At 56.8% G+C, this 16356-nt stretch carries 11 protein-coding genes; 2 read left to right on the forward strand and 9 right to left on the reverse strand.

What is annotated here, in order from left to right; genetic code table 11:
• A complete protein-coding gene (locus Q3A88_RS01645) occupies positions 1–981 on the reverse strand; it encodes a sugar ABC transporter substrate-binding protein (protein ID WP_043901888.1) in 981 nt (326 codons plus the stop codon).
• Between the two features lie 239 nt (positions 982–1220).
• On the opposite strand from Q3A88_RS01645, the gene Q3A88_RS01650 reads away from it, so the two are divergent.
• Entirely contained in the window at positions 1221–1742 is a 522-nt protein-coding gene (locus tag Q3A88_RS01650; protein ID WP_100016593.1) for a 1,2-dihydroxy-3-keto-5-methylthiopentene dioxygenase, read from the forward strand.
• Between the two features lie 84 nt (positions 1743–1826).
• On the forward strand, positions 1827–2291 hold the full coding sequence (locus tag Q3A88_RS01655; RefSeq protein WP_174865216.1) for a DUF1456 family protein: 465 nt from the start codon (positions 1827–1829) through the stop codon (positions 2289–2291).
• 115 nt (positions 2292–2406) lie between these two features.
• Here Q3A88_RS01655 and Q3A88_RS01660 read toward each other — a convergent pair whose 3' ends face one another.
• From Q3A88_RS01660 to Q3A88_RS01695, 8 genes are all read right to left on the reverse strand, one after another.
• Complete coding sequence (locus Q3A88_RS01660) at positions 2407–3363, reverse strand: Rpn family recombination-promoting nuclease/putative transposase (protein WP_317177289.1); 957 nt, start codon at positions 3361–3363, stop codon at positions 2407–2409.
• A gap of 155 nt (positions 3364–3518) precedes the next feature.
• Positions 3519–4352: a uroporphyrinogen-III C-methyltransferase gene (gene cobA, locus Q3A88_RS01665; protein WP_039520305.1), complete on the reverse strand. Its 834-nt coding sequence runs from the start codon at positions 4350–4352 to the stop codon at positions 3519–3521.
• A gap of 25 nt (positions 4353–4377) precedes the next feature.
• Positions 4378–7086, reverse strand: coding sequence for a nitrate reductase (locus Q3A88_RS01670; protein ID WP_110162223.1), 2709 nt, complete (start codon positions 7084–7086; stop codon positions 4378–4380).
• Positions 7083–11270: a nitrite reductase large subunit NirB gene (gene nirB, locus Q3A88_RS01675; protein ID WP_317177377.1), complete on the reverse strand. Its 4188-nt coding sequence runs from the start codon at positions 11268–11270 to the stop codon at positions 7083–7085. The genes Q3A88_RS01670 and nirB overlap by 4 nt, the downstream gene beginning before the upstream one ends.
• Before the next feature lie 19 nt (positions 11271–11289).
• Positions 11290–12084 carry an ABC transporter ATP-binding protein gene (locus tag Q3A88_RS01680; protein WP_039281768.1) on the reverse strand — a complete coding sequence of 265 codons (795 nt, stop codon included), beginning with the start codon at positions 12082–12084 and terminating at the stop codon, positions 11290–11292.
• Positions 12085–12094: 10 nt separating this feature from the next.
• The gene (gene ntrB / locus Q3A88_RS01685) at positions 12095–13009 is read right to left on the reverse strand and encodes a nitrate ABC transporter permease (RefSeq protein WP_039281771.1); all 915 of its coding nucleotides are present in this window, start codon (positions 13007–13009) and stop codon (positions 12095–12097) included.
• Positions 13010–13021: 12 nt separating this feature from the next.
• On the reverse strand, positions 13022–14281 hold the full coding sequence (locus tag Q3A88_RS01690; protein ID WP_039515338.1) for a CmpA/NrtA family ABC transporter substrate-binding protein: 1260 nt from the start codon (positions 14279–14281) through the stop codon (positions 13022–13024).
• Positions 14282–14952: 671 nt separating this feature from the next.
• The gene (locus Q3A88_RS01695; protein ID WP_110162221.1) at positions 14953–16242 is read right to left on the reverse strand and encodes a nitrate regulatory protein; all 1290 of its coding nucleotides are present in this window, start codon (positions 16240–16242) and stop codon (positions 14953–14955) included.
• Positions 16243–16356: the final 114 nt, after the last annotated feature.

Genomic DNA, 16356 nt, shown 5'->3' on the forward strand with positions numbered 1-16356 from the left:
CTATTTCAGTTCGCCATAGCCAAGCTGTTTATAGACCGCCTTGGCTTCCGCCTCCCCTTTGACAGGCAAGACGGGTACAAACGTCTGCGGCAGCAGCGTGGCACCCGCAAAATAGCGTGCGACGTTTTTCGCCGACGTGGTGCCAATCAGACGCGGCTGCTGCGCAACGTTGGCAACAAACGGACTGCCTTTTTCCGCCATAATTTCCAGCGTTTCTGGCCCGGCATCAATCGCCGTGACCTTCACGTCCTTGTCACGCCCCGTTTCCTCCAATGCCTGCACCACGCCGATGGCTGGTTGATCCCAGCAGGCAACGTGGATTGCATCCAACGTGCCTTTCGGGTACTGGCTCAGCAGCTCAAGGGTTTTCTTACGCGCATCTTCCGGCGAGTTGGAATATTGTTCGGCCAGCTCAGGCTGAATGATTTTGATCCCCGGATAATCCTGCAAAACGTATTTCCACAGGTCATAGCGAATACCGCAGATGCGCAGCGCGTTGGAGAAGGCGTTGAAAACCGCGATGTTCCCCTTTCCGCCCAGCGCATCCGCCGTATAGCGCCCAATCGTCGAACCGATCGCGTAGTTATCTGACGTTGTGTTATTGATGGAGTAAGACGAGACATGATCGACGGTAAAAACCGGAATCTTTGCCTCACGCAGCGCTTTAAACTTCGGCTCTACCGCGCTGTCGCCGAGAATACTGATCACGGCATCAACCTTGCGCGCCAGCAGGATATCGTGATTATTGGCATGAACCTGATTATCACGCCCCCCATCCACGCCCACAACCTGCCCACCAAGTTTCTCAATTTCTTCGGTCGCCCCTTTGTAGGCCTCACGGTCCCAAAAGTGCTGTGTTCCCACTACGGCAACGCCAATGGTTTTTCCCTTCAATGACAGTGTCTCATCCGCTGCCTGAACCGAGGTCATTACCCCTGTAGCCAGCACGCACGCAGCGAGACGAGAAAAGCGAGTCTTCATCATTTTTATCCCGATTTTTATAAAATTATTAGCAGGGAAAGAGATTAGCAACGGGAAAAGTTAAATCGAAATAACAAAAATGATAATGGCTAGTGATTAAATAGAAATAGCATTGATAAACAGATGTAGCGATTTTTACTTATTGAATTTACAGGAATAAGTTATAAAAAATGCATCTTGTTTTTTGTCCCTATAAAGGGAATGGTTAAGGTTCTTCTATACCCAAGGGAAAAGCAGACATGACAACGCTAGCGATTTACCACCGTCCACAGATCACGCAACCCGTCCAGCAACTCACCACGTTTACTGACATCGCTTCCCTGCTCGCCAGCGCCGGGATCCAGCTAGAGCACTGGCAGACCGATGCACCACCGTTAGACGCCAGCAACGAAACCATTTTGGCTCAGTACCAGGCCGACATTGAACGTCTCAAACAGCAGGAGGGCTACACCTCTGCCGACGTGATCAGCCTGACACCGGATCATGCTGAGAGACTGGCACTGCGGGAAAAATTTCTTCAGGAACATACCCATAGTGAAGATGAAGTGCGCTTCTTTGTGCGCGGCAGCGGAAGCTTCTTTGTGCCGATTGGCGAGCAGGTTTTCCAGCTTACCTGTGAGGCAGGCGATCTCTTACGCGTTCCCGCCAACACGCCGCACTGGTTTGACTGTGGCGAATTTCCTGATTTTGTCGCGATCCGTATTTTTACTAATCCAGAAGGCTGGGTTGGGCACTTTACCGGACGGGAGACGTTTCACTAATTCCACGATCGTTTCTGCATTTCTCCGCCGTTCCCTTTATACTGTGCGTTTTGTACCAAGACGAACGGCGAGACCCCTTCCGTAATGATGAATAACGATGTCCTGCGCAGCGTGCGCTATATGCTGAATTTGAATAATGACCACCTGCTGAAGATCCTGGCACTGGTGGAGATGACCGTCCCTCCCCAGCAGTTGGCGAGCTACGTCAAAAAGGAAGGGGAAGAAGGTTATCAACCTTGCCCAGACATCGTGATGAGTTATTTCCTGAACGGGCTGATTCTGCAAAAACGTGGACAAGATGAAAACCAGCCTGCGCCGCAGTTTGAGCGCAAGATGACCAACAATATTATTCTGAAAAAGCTGCGTGTCGCGTTTTCATTAAAAACGGATGATATTCAGGCGATCCTGCTGGCACAGAATTTCCGCATCTCAGTACCGGAAGTCACCGCGATGATGCGCGCGCCCGATCATAAAAACTATCGCACCTGCGGCGATCAGGTGATCCGCTACTTCCTGAAAGGGCTGACGGCGCGAGTACGCAAAAGCTAAAAGCGCCGTTAACGAAAGACGTGAGCGTTGCCTGACTGACCTTTTCTTATAAAGGCATCAGCAGCGCTCGGTTTTTAGTACGGTATCTTTTAATACGGTATTGTTTAATACAGTATCAATGCTGTGTGTCATGCAGGATAGCGGTGACCAGTTGCTCCAGCTCTTCGTTTTCAAGCTGAGTGACCTGCTGCACGCTGTTCTTATCCATTCCCGTTAGCAATAAATTACGGGCAATTTGTCTGGCACTGCTTTTCATCCCTTGTTCAATGCCCTGCACCAATCCTTGTGCTAATCCTTGCTGAATACCGCGTTGGATTCCTTCCTCGAATCCCATTTTTTTCAATTGTTCTGCAATCGTCATAATGTCCTCCTGACCGGTTGATAGCGGTGCTGCCAGTGCGTCAATGAAATCTGCGGGTTTGGATGTGTTTCCCGCCTGTGCAATATAAAATAACAGCGCACGACGCTGCGTCAGCGGCACCGACCAGCGTTCAAATAGTAACCCAATCTCACGCGCCAACTCCAGCATATCACGGGTACGAATATGCTTCTGTACCAGTTCCAGTAACGCCATACGTCGGTGCGTGCGAATCTCATCGTCCGGCATGACGGTTAAATCCACCAGTGGGAAAGGCTGTTCATACAGCGCTTGTGCCAGTACGGGATCGGCGAAGCTGTCCAGCCAGCGGAGGCTGTAAGGATAAGGACGCGCTCTGCCATGGTAAAACAGCAGCGGCACCACCAACGGTAAGCGATCGTGTCCCTGATCCAGATGTTGCTGCATAGCAGCCAGACAATAGCGCAGCAGCCGGAAAGCCATCTGCTTTTCCGGGCGACTTTGGTGTTCAATCACACAGTAAATATACCCTTTGCCTGCGGTGGTGCGCAGTGAGTACAGCACGTCCGATATCCGCGCACGCAGCTTTTCATCAATAAACGATGCGGATTCCAATTGCAGCGTGCTGAAATCACAGCGTTTGCGGATTTCATCCGGCAGATGAATCGTCAGAAAATCCCGTGCGACTGCGATATCGCTTAAAAACTGTTTGAAGATCGCATCATGCGATGGCATCTCGTCCCCTTCCCTGTAGACCATGACTGAAAATTCAGTAGGGAGGGTAACGGGGACACGACAATAAAGCAGAAAACCGCGTAGAAAGTGGAAAGCGCCTCGAAGAAAAACCGATTTATGTCGAGGCGCTGATTGTAGGCAGAGAGCCGTTGCCGTCAGGCGGCTTCATGCTTTTCCATCATCAAGCGTGCAGGCGCAGCGTCGACGTGCAGCGCCGGATGACGACAGAAGCGGACGACATCGCCGACCACCAGCAGGCTAGGCGACTGTGGCTGATAACGTGCCAGCAGTGCCGGTAAGGTCGCCAGTGTTGCAGTCAATAACCGCTGATCCGGCTGAGTACCGCGTTCGATAATCGCGACGGGCGTCTGCGCGGACAGCCCGTGCTCGATCAAGCGCTGACATAGCCGACTGCTGTGGCTCAGCCCCATATAGAACACCAGCGTTTGCTGGCTGTCCGCCAGCGTCGGCCAGTCCAATTGCGGTTCGCCATCACGCGAATGACCGGTCACGAAGCGCACCGACTGCGCACAAGCCCGGTGCGTCAGCGGTAGCCCTACGGCCGCCGCACAGCCTGTCGCGGCGGTAATACCGGGTACGACGTGGCAGACAATTCCGGCCTGTTGGGCATAATCCATCTCTTCGCCACCGCGCCCAAAAATAAACGGGTCACCGCCTTTCAGACGAATCACCCGCTGCCCGGCCTGCGCCAGTTCGACCAACAGCTGATTGATTTTTTCCTGTGACAAACGGTGACAGCCGCGCGTTTTTCCGACATCGATGCACAACGCCTGCTCCGGCACCAAATCCATAATCTCCGCCGACACCAGCCGATCGTAGACCACCACATCCGCCTGCTGGATTGCCCGCAGCGCCTTCAGCGTCAGCAGTTCTGCATCACCCGGCCCTGCACCTACCAGCCAGATTTCACCGCCGAGTACAGGCTGACGCCGTTGGCCCTGCGCCAATATTGATTGTGTTGTCATCATGTCACACCTCATTACGCCGTAGCGCTCAACCTGCTTTTTTCAATTCATTGACCGTTATCGGCACATGCTGGCTCAATAACGCTTTCAGTTCGGGGATACAGGAACCGCAGTTGGTCCCACATTTCAGCGTGCCGCCTAGCGCTGCCACGCTGTGGCAGCCTTTACGAATCGCGCCGACGATGATCGCTTCACCGACGCTATAGCAACTGCAAATCGTCGCCCCTTGCGTCACCTGCCCCTGCGGTGCCTGCCCCGCCAGTAACGCATGGCGTTCGTGCGGGAGCTGCGGTGGAGTGGTAAACGCCTGACACACCGCATCGCTGTCGATACGCAGCGCCTGTGCACTGACATAGCAAGCCAACACCACACGGCCATCACGCCAGCCAATCAGGTGAAATACGCCGTTACCCTGTGCAACCTGACACTGCATGTTTTCCAACCCATAATGTTCGGCCAGCCATGCCTGCCAATCGTCTACCGGCACGCGGTCGGCAAACAGATACTGCGTCACGCCCTCATGAGGCACTTTGCTCCAGTAGGTGGCAGGCGGCGGTAGAACGTCATGCTCTGCGGGTAACGTTAATAGCGCAGTAGGTGGCTCGTCAGCAAAAAACAGCGCTGCCTGCCAGGCTGTGTGCCAACGCTGGATACGCACCCGGCTGTGCTTGCTTTCTGGCTGGCCGGAATACGGATCGGTAATCGGCGCCACTAAACTGTCAGCCCGAGCCTGAGCGCTGAACTGCTGATTCCAATGCATCGGCACAAACACGCTACCGCGCACCTGTCCGGCGTCAATCCGCGCCCGCGCCAACATCCAACCGTGCACCGACGACAGGCGTACCAGATCGCCCGCCTGAATATCATGCGTCTGCGCATCCTGTGGATGCAGCTCGCAGTAAGGTTCGCTGATATGCCGCATCAGCCGAGCCGCTTTGCCCGTACGCGTCATGGTGTGCCACTGATCGCGAATACGCCCCGTGTTCAGCATTAGCGGATACGCCGCGCTCCACGGGCTTTGCGGCAACGACGGCGTGACCGCCACCAGACACGCTTTGCCATCGGCGTGCCAGAATCGGCCATCGTCACCCAGTCGAGCGCGCCCGTGTGGGTATGTCGCATTCACCGGCCACTGTATCGGTTCCAACTGCTGCCACTGCTGATTGCTGAGCGTCGCCAGCCCGCTGATATCAAACGCGCGACTACCGTTATTCTCAAATCCAGACAGCGCCGCATGTTCACGAAAGATCTCTGCCGGATGCTGATAAGCAAATGCCTCGGCAAACCCCATACGTTGCGCCACCTGACTCAACATCCACCAGTCGGCTTTGGCTTCCCCCGGCGCAGGCAGAAAGGCTCGCTGACGAGACACCCGGCGTTCGGAATTGGTTACCGTGCCGTCTTTTTCTCCCCAGCCCAACGCAGGCAGTAAGATATCAGCGGTTTCTGCGGTATCGGTGTGGCGCATCACTTCGGAGACGATCACCAGCGGGCAGCGTTCCAGCGCCTGTTTCACCCGGTCAGCATCCGGCATCGACACCACAGGATTGGTGCCCATAATCCACACCGCTTTAATATCGCCGCGTTCAACCGCGCGAAACAGCTCCACCGCATTCAGGCCGGGCTGCGTCGCCACATTATCGCTCTGCCAGAAGCGCCCTACGCGCTCGATATCCTGCGGCGTAAAGCCCATATGGCTGGCAAGTTGATTGGCCAGCCCGCCAACTTCCCGCCCACCCATCGCATTTGGCTGTCCGGTTATCGAAAAGGGGCCGGAACCCGACACGCCGATTTTGCCGCTCAGCAGGTGAGCATTGATGATCGCGTTACATTTATCACTGCCCGAGGACGATTGATTAACGCCCTGCGAATAGAGCGTGACCACTTTGTCGCTCATGCTAAACAGGTGATAAAAACGTGCGATATCGGCTTCATCTAACTGACAGAACTCCGCCACCTGCGCCACCGACCACGTCTGCGCCGACTGTAATGTCTCTTCTACACCGGAAAAACGCTCGGCCAATTCGGTGCGATCGATACGTGGATCTTGTGCAATCCACTGCAGCAGGCCGTTGAACAGCCCGGCATCGCTACCGGGTTGCAGCGGTAAATGCAGATCGGCAATGTCACAGGTTGCGGTACGTCGAGGATCGATCACCACCACCTGCATCTGTGGCCGCTGCTGTTTCGCCTGCACCAGCCGCTGATACACCACCGGGTGCGCCCAGGCCGTGTTAGAACCGACCAGCACCACCACATCCGCCAGTTCGATATCTTCATAGTTGCAGGGAACAGCGTCTGCCCCCAGCCCGCGCTTGTAGCCGATCACCGCAGATGCCATGCACAGCCGCGAATTGGTATCCATATTGGCGACGCCAATAAAGCCCTTCATCAGCTTGTTGGCGACGTAATAATCTTCCGTCAACAGCTGACCTGAACCATAAAACGCCACCGACTGCGGGCCGTGCTGCTGCATCGTCGCCAGCAGCCGTTCAGCTACCGTATCGAGCGCCCGATCCCAGCTAACGCGACGCCCTTCCACGAGCGGCCACAATAGCCGGCCTTTCAAATCCAGCGTCTCTCCCAGCGCGGAGCCTTTGACGCACAGCCGGCCCAAGTTCGCCGGATGTGCGGGATCCCCGCTGATCTTTACCGCACCTTGCCCATCGTGTTCTGCCAGCACGCCACAGCCGACGCCACAATAGGGGCAGGTTGTCCGACAGACGCGCGCGTTCATGATGCTTTCGCCATGGCAGTGTCTGCCAGCACGACGCCTTCAGGCACGGCTAACGGTTGACGGCATACCCAAATCTCGTCGTCTTCCACACGTACCGGCCAGGCACGTACGTACAGCGCGCTGTCATCCGGGCTCACACCATCCCGCAGCTTAAAGCGTTTCTTGTACAGCGGTGAAATCACCACCGGTTCACCCGCCACGTCACCGATCAACCCACGCGACAGCACATTCGCTCCACTGCCCGGCTCGTGGTTTTCCAACGCGTACACCTGCTGCTCGCTACTCGGCAGGTGGAACAGCGCGATCTGCTGCTGTCCGAGGCGCGCCGCCATGCCGGCATGGCGCGGAATATCGCCCAGCGTCGCCACCTGTACCCATTCCGCCTCATGCGCGGCGGGTTTCAGAGCAACCGGTTCTGGCGAGACCGCTTTTTCATGATCCTGCGCCGGACGGATCTGTCCGCGTTCTGGCACCATCACTACCGCTTCATCCGGGCTATCGCTGTTCAGGAAGCCGCGGAATAGCGCCAGACGTTCCGGGCTTTCCAGCGTGGTTTGCCATTCGCACTGGTAGGCATCTACCACGCGCTGCATCTCTTTATCTAACTCTTCACCGATATTCAGGCTGTCTTCCAAAATAACCTGACGCAGATAGTCGATACCGCCTTCCAGATTATCCATCCAGGTACTGGTACGCTGGAGACGATCGCCGGTGCGGATATAGAACATCAAGACCCGATCGATGGTGCGCAGCAGGGTTTCCGTATCCAGATCGCTGGCGAAGAGATCGGCATGGCGCGGTTTCATGCCGCCGTTGCCGCACACATACAGATTCCAGCCTTTATCTGTGGCAATCACACCGATATCTTTGCTTTGCGCCTCAGCACATTCCCGGGTACAGCCGGAAACCGCCATTTTGACTTTATGCGGCGAACGCAACCCCTTGTAACGGTGCTCCAGTTGGATCGCCAGCCCAGTGGAATCCTGCACGCCATAGCGACACCAGGTCGATCCCACACAAGATTTCACAGTACGCAGCGATTTGCCGTAGGCATGGCCGGTTTCAAATCCGGCATCGATCAGCTCGCGCCAGATCTCTGGAAGCTGCTCCAGGCGCGCACCGAATAAATCCACGCGCTGACCGCCGGTGATCTTGGTGTACAGGTTATAGCGCTGTGCCACCTGACCGATCGCGATCAGCCCTTCCGGCGAGATCTCCCCTGCCGGCACGCGCGGCACGACGGAATACGTACCGTCTTTTTGGATGTTGGCAAAGAAACGATCGTTGGTATCCTGCAACGGCAGGTGCTGCGGTTGCAGCAGATAATCATTCCAGCAGGACGCCAGCATCGACCCCACCAGCGGCTTACACACTTCGCAGCCTAAACCGTGGCCGTAACGCTCAAGGAGGCTGTCGAACGAGCGGATCTCATGCACACGAATCAGGTGGTACAGCTCCTGACGCGAATAGGCGAAGTGCTCACAAATGTCCTTCTTCACTTCGACACCCAGTTGTGTCAGTTCATACTCCATCACCTGTTTCAGCAGCGGCACACAGCCGCCGCAGCCCGTTCCCGCTTTGGTGCAGGTTTTCAACGCGCCCAGTTCGCCGCAGCCGCCCGCCACCGCCGCCGAGATATCGCTTTTGCTGACGTTATGACAGGAGCAAATCTGTGCGCTAGCTGGTAATGCCGCCACGCCCAATCCTTTCGGCGCATCGCCAGAACGCGCAGGCAAAATCAACCCTTCCGGCTGTTTAGGCAACGGCATATCGTTAAGCATCATTTGCAGCAACGTGCTGTAATCGCTGCTGTCGCCAATCAGTACCGCCCCCAGTAAACGCTTGCCGTCGGCAGAGACGACAATTTTCTTGTAAACCTCATTCGGACCGTCCGTCCACTGGTAGCTTTGGCTCCCCGCCGTGCGCCCATGTGCATCGCCAATCGAGGCGACTTCAACGCCCAGTAGCTTCAGCTTGGTGCTCATGTCCGCACCGGTAAATGGCGTATCGCGCTGCGCCAGCGTATCCGCTACGCTGCGTGCCATCTGGTAGCCCGGTGCCACCAGCCCAAAAATTTGGCCTTTCCACAGCGCACACTCGCCAATAGCAAAAATTGCGTCATCGGAGGTCTGGCAGCGGTCGTCAATCACGATGCCACCGCGCGGCCCTTTCTCTAAATCGCAGCTGTCTGCCAGCTTGTCACGTGGGCGAATCCCGGCAGAAAACAGCACCAGATCGGTTTCCAATACGCTGCCGTCAGCAAAGCAGAGGCGATGCAACGCCTGCTCACCGTCGGTGATCTCGCGTGTTTCTTTACTGAGATGAATCTGTACGCCCAGCGCTTCAATTTTGCGCCGCAGCATCGCAGCTCCGCCGTCATCAAGCTGCACCGCCATCAGGCGCGGCGCAAACTCCACCACATGGGTGTCCAGCCCCAACTGACGCAGGGCGTTTGCCGCTTCCAGCCCCAGCAGGCCACCGCCAATCACCACGCCAGACTTGCCCTTTTTCGCCTGTGCGGCAATCGCGTCCAGATCGTCCAACGTGCGATAAACCAGACAGCCGGGGCGCGTATTGCCGGGAATCGGCGGAACAAAGGCATAAGAGCCGGTCGCCAGCACCAGCTTGTCGTAGGCGGTTTCCCTCCCCTGCGCGTCGCACACGCATTGACGTTCACGGTCGATCGCCACGATCTCACTGGCGCTGCGCAGCTCAATGCCGCTCTCGGCAAAAAAGCCGTCTTTTACCAGTGACAAAGAGGCGGCGCTGCGGCCGGAAAAATACTCGGAGAGGTGAACGCGGTCATAGGCTTCATGGCGTTCTTCACCAAATACGACAATGTGGTAATGCTGATGCAGGTCGCGTTCAACCAGCTGTTCAAGAAAATAGTGGCCGACCATACCGTGGCCGACGACCACCAAAATAGGTTTGCTCATGACAGGAATCCTTACAGCTTCAGGCTGTGGGTCAGAATCAGGGGAAGAAAGGCCGAAAAGCAGCGAGGCAGGCGGAGTCATCTCGCCCGCTGTCGTGCTCTCCATCGCGGCCAGCAGGCGCTGGCTGTCGTCAGTGTCGCCATACAGCAGAACACCGCTCAGCCGCCCGTCGCGCAGTAGCAAACGGCGGTAGTGCTGCGTCTGCGGATCAAAAAGGGTGTACACCTCATCATCCGGTGCCACGTTAATATCGCCGCCGCTGACCACGCCAATTCCCGTGACTTTCAGCCGCGTTGCCGCCTGTTCACGCTGATAGTCTTTCGGTGTGTGTCCGGCCAGGCGCTGTGCCACCAGCGTGGCATGGGCGAAACACGGGGCAACCAGCCCGAAGGTTTCGCCATTGAGTTCACAACATTCGCCGATTGCGCTGATATACGGATCAGCAGTTTGCAACTGTCCGTCCACCAGTACGCCGCGGTTACAGGGTAAGCCGCAGTCGCGCGCCAGTTGACTCGCGGGAATCACCCCCGCGGTCACCACCACCAACCCGGCCGGAATAGTACGGCCATCTGCCAACGCAACAGCCGTGACGCCTTTTTCATCGCCGTGCAGCGCGACGACCTGCACATCGGTCTCACAGGCAATACCGCGAGCACGCAGGCTGTCACACAGCAGGTCGCTCGCCGTGGCATCCAGTTGGCGCTCCATCAGAACCGGACCGCGATGCAGCAGCGTGACGTCAGCCCCGCGCAGTTGCAGCGCCGCTGCCGCTTCAATGCCGAGCAAACCGCCGCCAATCACCACCGCAGGAACGGACCGACGAATCGTCGCCAACATCAGCTCGACATCATCCAGCGTGCGGAAGCCGCACACGCCTGCCAGATCGATACCGGGCATCGGCGGCATAAACGGCGTGGAACCGGTCGCCAACACCAGATGATCGTAATGCAGCTGCCGTTGCGTCGTTGTCACCTCACGCTGCTGGCGATCAATATGCGTAACCCGCTCACCCAGGAGATAATTCACCGGCAGCGCCGCATCGTCGTCGATAGCCGCAGGCGTCAGCAGCGTATCCGTAAACGCTTTCTCGCCACTCAATACTGGCGACAGCAGGATGCGGTTATAGCTGGCGCGCGGTTCATCACCAATCACGGTAATGCGGTAGCGCGTTGCGGCCAGTTGGCGTAGCACATCGACGAATCGCGCACTCGCCATCCCGTTACCAATCACAATCAGATGCGGTTTCATCATCGTTCCGGCCTCGCTGTCAGGCTGCTTTAGGCTGTTTTTCATATAAGAAATGCAGCACCTGCTGACGGTAGTGGTGGTAGCGTGGATCGTCAGCCAGCGTGACGCGCGAACGTGGACGTTCCAGCTCGACTTTCATGATTTCACCGACCGTCGCCGCGGGACCGTTGGTCATCATCAGCACGCGATCCGACAGCAGCACCGCTTCGTCAACGTCGTGCGTAATCAGCACAATCGTGGTTTGCAACCGCTGCTGAATCTCCATCACCGCATCCTGAAGATGTGCGCGGGTCAGCGCATCCAGCGCGCCGAACGGTTCATCCATCAGCAGGACTTTCGGCTTCATGGCCAGCGCGCGGGCAATCCCTACACGCTGCTTCATCCCGCCGGAGATCTCATTCGGCCGCTTGTTCAGCGCGTGCTCCATATGCACCAGTTCAAGATTGTGGGTAATCCATTCGTGCATTTCGCGTTTGCTCATCTGACCGCGAAACACCTGTCGTACCGCCAGCGCGACGTTTTCGTAAGTGGTCAGCCACGGCAGCAGCGAGTGGTTCTGAAAGACCACGCCGCGCTCCGGCCCCGGGCCGTCGATTTCACGGTTGTCACACAGCAGGCCGCCGCTGCTCGGCAGTGTCAGGCCGGCAATCAGGTTCAATAACGTGGACTTGCCGCAGCCGGAATGGCCGATCAGGCTGATCGTCTCACCCGTGTGAATATCAAAACTCACCTGATCCAGCGCCAGAAACTCCCCGCTGGCGGTATTGAAACGCTGGCTCACCTGCTGCACTTGAATAATCGGTGTTGTACGCATCGTCGGCTCCTTAGCGGTTGTCATAGCTGAAACGGTTAGCAATCCACACCAGTCCCTGCTCAAGCAGCAGGCCGATAACGCCAATCACCACGATGGCGATGATGATGTTTTCCACATTCAGGTTGTTCCACTCATTCCAAATCCAGAAGCCGATACCGACGCCGCCGGTCAGCATCTCCGCCGCCACAATCACCAGCCAGGCGACACCAATCGACAGGCGCACGCCGGTCAATACGTTAGGCAGCACCGCAGGCAGCAGAATCTTGCGCATGATGGTGAATTCGGAGAGCTTCAGGACGCGCGCCACGTTCAGGTAATCCTGCGGGATACGGCGCACGCCTTCGGCGGTATTGAGGATCATCGGCCAGATAGAACAGATAAAAATGGTCCAACTGGATGCCGGTTCGGCACGCTGGAACAGCAGCAGGCCGATAGGCAACCACGCTAGCGGACTGACCGGACGCAGCAGCGAAATGATCGGATTAAGCATGTTGGCCAGAAAGGTAAAACGACCAATCAGGAAGCCAGCGGGAATGCCGACCAGTGCCGCCAGCCCGAAGCCGATACCCACACGTTGCAGCGAAGCCAATACGTTCCAGCCAATGCCCTGATCGTTCGGCCCCGCGATGTAAAACGGGTCGGCAAAGAGGCTGAGCGCCGCAAGCCAGGTCGTCCACGGCGTCGGGAAGTTTTCGCTGTTGAGCGCGGCAATCTGCCAGACCGCAACCAGCAGCCCCAGTCCGAGAACCGCAGGGAAAAGTTGCTGAAACAGCTTACGCAGCAGCAAGCGGTAGGCAAAAGCAGGAGCTGCCGGCGCTTTTGCGGGCGTTACGGGTTTAGTTGGCAGCGGCGTAATGTCGGCGCTGCGTACGGTTTCCGGGGCGTTATCCGCGGTAATTGGAATGACCTGGGCCTGGTTTTTCATCATCAACCTCACTTATTTCTTCACGCTAAAACTGTTGGCATAACCCGCTGGATCGCTACCATCCCAGCGACGGCCATCGATGAGCACGCTGCTGCGCATGTCGCTACCGGGCAACGGCACGTTCCCCACGGCCTCGGCCGCCTGCTTGTAGATATCAATGCGGTTAACCTGCTTCGCGACGGCCAGATAGTCCGGCTCTTCGGTGAGCAAGCCCCAGCGTTTGTGCTGAGTGAGGAACCACATGCCGTCGGACAGGTACGGGTAGTTCACTGAACCGTCGTGGTAGAAACGCATCGCGTGTTCGTCTTTCCAGCTTTTCCCCAGTCCGTTTTCGTACTGGCCCAGCATGCGTCCGACGATGGTTTCTTCTTTGGCATTGATGTACGCGCGTCCGGCAACGACGCCTGCCGTTTCGCGGCGGTTGTCGTCCGAGGCATCAATCCAGCGCGAGGCATCGAGAATCGCGGCGGTCAGCGCGCGGGCGCTATGCGGGTTGGCGTTTACCCAGTCAGCGCGGGTACCCAGCACTTTTTCCGGGTGATCCGGCCAAATGTCTTGCGAGGTGGCGGCGGTAAAACCGATTTTTTCGCTGATGGCACGCTGGTTCCACGGCTCGCCGACGCAGTAGCCGACCATATTGCCAATCTTCATGTTCATCACCATCTGCGGCGGCGGCACCACGACGGTGCGCACGTCGTTCAACGGATGAATTCCGGCGGAAGCCAGCCAGTAATAGAGCCACATGGCGTGCGTACCGGTTGGGAAGGTTTGTGCGAAGGTATAAGTGCCAGCCGGACTGGCGGCGATATATTTTTGCAGCGCGGCGAGATCCGTGACGTTGGCTTCACGCAGTTGGTTTGCCAGCGTGATCCCTTGTCCGTTCTGGTTGAGCGTCATCAGCGCTGCCATGTTGCTCTGCGCCCCGGACAGCCCCATTTGCAGACCGTACAGTTGGCCGTACAGAATGTGGGCCGCATCCAGCTCGCCTGACACCAGCTTGTCGCGTACCGCAGCCCAACTGGCTTCTTTGCTGGGAACGATTGTGATGCCATATTTCTTATCGAAACCTTTCACTGCCGCCATCACGACCGAGGCGCAGTCCGTCAACGGAATAAACCCGACCCGAATTTCCTTTTTCTCCGGCGCGTCGGAACCCGCGGCCCAGGCGCTATTCATCAACCCCGGCAGCATCAGGCTGCCGCCCAGTGCAGCACTCCCCAGCAGAAACTGGCGGCGAGAGACGGTCATGCTTTTGGTTTTGGAATCACTCATCAACGACACCCTTGCGCAAAACACCTTTTCAGGCGGTAAAAACAAAAACGGCGTCCACAAGCCCATGCAGAATCTGCACGCTTATGGACGCCGTTGTCCGATTAACACCTTCCGCACCGCCGTTGGCCCGAAACGCATTATGAATGTTTGGTTGTTGCTAATGAGTTAAAGCAAGGTTTGTGCCAGATGTCACAGTTTTGCGTATTGCCGAGCGGGATTGTTTAATCGGGAAGTGAACTGAAATTTCTGTAACCACATGTAAATTATGATTATTATTTCGTGCGCGAGAATATTGCCATTTCTATGCTACGCCGTAGCACGCGCCCGACACGGGGCGCTCAGTCGCCGCCGCCCCGTGGCCCGTGGCTTTTTCGCGAGAAATAACGTCGCTACGCGATACCTTCAGAAAAAACAGTCTCTTAGCGGACCGTCGTTGACGCGCTCCCGGCGCGGCAACGACTTTCGCGGCTTCCCTGCCGCTCATCCTAAGCCTGTTTTTCCTTCAGCGTTATTTACGCTCATCACAACACAACGACAGCGAGAACCCGCTACGCACGAAACCACTTCACCCCCTCAGTTACTCCGCTATTTATTCCACGATTTCCTCTTCACAAGACGGCGTCTTGCACCGCGAGCAAGCAGAACACGCACAGTTCATGTGCATATACCTCTTAAGGGGTATCTCCGAATACATCTGCCACCGCGAGCATCGCCGTTGCGATGTCAATCAGCTTTTTATTCTGACTCATCGCCATGCGGCGCAGGGTTTTGTAGGCCTCTTCTTCGCTTAATCCACGGTGCTGCATCAGCAAACCTTTCGCACGATCGATCTGCTTTCTTTCATTCAACGTGGCTCGCAGCGCAGCCAGTTCATGATCCTGCGCCTGTAAGCGCCGCGATTGTTGCTGCACCAGCGATAACAGCGATCGTCCCAACTGTGGACTGACACCATCGCTATTCAGCCAGCCGGGAGGGACGTTCTGCCCTTCCACATCATGACCAGCGATAAATATCGAATAACCGGGATCGTCACGCTCCTGCTGCACCATCAGCGCGTCGAGATCCGCGCGCTGATCGCTGCACGCCTTCTCCGCTGCCGCAATACGGGTACGGCAGCGCTGCATCAGCGTCTGCTCCAGCTCATCTTCCATCCGCTTCATTTCGTCGATGCGCCGCGTGGCAATCGAAAACCAGTGCAGGCTATCCGCTTCCGACAGCTTTTCTATCGGGCTGCGGGTGCACACAATGCGGCGCAGGCGCTCAAACTCACTGTCTAGTGCAATAGCACGCCAGCGCTGTTGGTTTTCCTCATCGCTAAAATTCAGAAAGGTATCGAAGCAGCGTTCCTGCCGCTCAATCAAATCCAGCAGCTTTTGCCGGGTTTCCTCATCAACACTGCCCGCCGCATAGGCCGCAGCACCCATAGCCCGCTCCTGCCCTGCCAGCTCTTTTCCCTGCATAAAACTGAACATGGCAATCAGCGCGCGGGAAATCCCCGGATCGGCCGCCGTGTCCGAGACTTCAAAAACCAACGCCAGCAGATTACGGACAATATCGTTGAAAAATGTCATCGCCTGCGGCTGAGGCAGCAAGCGCTGGCGAATCTGCTGGCGCAGCGCGGGCAATAGACTTAGCGCATAAACCACGCTGGCAACGCGGCTGAATAAACGGCTCGCCTGCGGCAACTCCGCCGTCATTTTTTCCAACCCGGCCAGATGCGTCATCAAATGCGTCTGCGCCACCTGCACATCTTTCTCACGTAGCGCCAGCTCGTCGGCGAACAATCGGCCGTCGGAGCAAAGAAACAGGTTGGCTGTTCCCCGTTCACGCTGCAATAGATGGACGAGCTGGCTAATTTTGCCCACCAGCTCACCGCTTTGCAGCAGGTAGCGCAGGCTGTTCAGCTCACACTGGCGCGAGGCAAGTAAAAATCGAATTGTCGTTGAAGGCTCCGCCACCATTGCACTCTCTCCTGAAAAAACCACAATCAGGACTATGCAATTAGCGCGCCATTTGCATCAGCTCACAGTTATCAGGAAGCAAGGACATAGCATCCGCACGGTGACTGCCGCTTC

Origin of the sequence: Pectobacterium sp. HCp5_1 (genome assembly GCF_032905925.1) — a bacterium.
Taxonomy (GTDB): Bacteria; Pseudomonadota; Gammaproteobacteria; order Enterobacterales; family Enterobacteriaceae; genus Pectobacterium; species Pectobacterium brasiliense_A.

What these genes read in the sequence shown, in the direction of transcription:
- Q3A88_RS01645 (WP_043901888.1), bottom strand. Translation starts at nt 981, where the DNA reads ATGAAGACTCGCTTTTCTCGTCTCGCTGCGTGCGTGCTGGCTACAGGG.
- Q3A88_RS01650 (WP_100016593.1), top strand. Translation starts at nt 1,221, where the DNA reads ATGACAACGCTAGCGATTTACCACCGTCCACAGATCACGCAACCCGTC.
- Q3A88_RS01655 (WP_174865216.1), top strand. Translation starts at nt 1,827, where the DNA reads ATGATGAATAACGATGTCCTGCGCAGCGTGCGCTATATGCTGAATTTG.
- Q3A88_RS01660 (WP_317177289.1), bottom strand. Translation starts at nt 3,363, where the DNA reads ATGCCATCGCATGATGCGATCTTCAAACAGTTTTTAAGCGATATCGCA.
- cobA (WP_039520305.1), bottom strand. Translation starts at nt 4,352, where the DNA reads ATGATGACAACACAATCAATATTGGCGCAGGGCCAACGGCGTCAGCCT.
- Q3A88_RS01670 (WP_110162223.1), bottom strand. Translation starts at nt 7,086, where the DNA reads ATGAACGCGCGCGTCTGTCGGACAACCTGCCCCTATTGTGGCGTCGGC.
- nirB (WP_317177377.1), bottom strand. Translation starts at nt 11,270, where the DNA reads ATGAAACCGCATCTGATTGTGATTGGTAACGGGATGGCGAGTGCGCGA.
- Q3A88_RS01680 (WP_039281768.1), bottom strand. Translation starts at nt 12,084, where the DNA reads ATGCGTACAACACCGATTATTCAAGTGCAGCAGGTGAGCCAGCGTTTC.
- ntrB (WP_039281771.1), bottom strand. Translation starts at nt 13,009, where the DNA reads ATGAAAAACCAGGCCCAGGTCATTCCAATTACCGCGGATAACGCCCCG.
- Q3A88_RS01690 (WP_039515338.1), bottom strand. Translation starts at nt 14,281, where the DNA reads ATGAGTGATTCCAAAACCAAAAGCATGACCGTCTCTCGCCGCCAGTTT.
- Q3A88_RS01695 (WP_110162221.1), bottom strand. Translation starts at nt 16,242, where the DNA reads ATGGTGGCGGAGCCTTCAACGACAATTCGATTTTTACTTGCCTCGCGC.